This is a genomic window from Capnocytophaga sp. oral taxon 326 str. F0382, from assembly GCF_000318295.1.
GTDB classification, from domain to species: domain Bacteria; phylum Bacteroidota; class Bacteroidia; order Flavobacteriales; family Flavobacteriaceae; genus Capnocytophaga; species Capnocytophaga periodontitidis.
In genome coordinates this window covers 10592-10919 of record NZ_KB291407.1, presented here as the reverse complement: position 1 = coordinate 10919, position 328 = coordinate 10592, and the positions used below count along the sequence as shown (strand labels likewise).

At 27.7% G+C, this 328-nt stretch carries 1 protein-coding gene; it reads left to right on the top strand.

Features of this window, described 5'->3' with window-relative positions:
• Positions 1-101: 101 nt before the first annotated feature.
• Positions 102-290: a hypothetical protein gene (locus HMPREF9073_RS07000; RefSeq protein ID WP_009413257.1), complete on the top strand. Its 189-nt coding sequence runs from the start codon at positions 102-104 to the stop codon at positions 288-290.
• Positions 291-328 lie beyond the last annotated feature (38 nt).

The following is a 328-nucleotide window of genomic DNA, read 5'->3' as shown; positions in this document are numbered from 1 at the left end:
AATCAATGTTCTGTTATATCGAAATGATGTTATAATAAAGTAAAAGTTCCCAAAAATTAGTAATTGTGTTTAAAAAAAAAAAACACTAAAATTCAGGAACTTTGGGCAAAGATACAATAAATAAATGGATTATTCCCTTTTTAAGTGTAGGAAAAAGAGAATTTAAAAGTAATTTTGATTTAACTTCAATATTTTTATCGATTCTCAAGAAGTTAAAAACAGGAGTACAATGGAGAGAACTTCCAATTGAGAGCTATTTTGAAAAAGGCTTTATTCTCAAGATATACTAGGTTATTGTTTTATGGGCGTTTGCAAAACGCCCCTACAC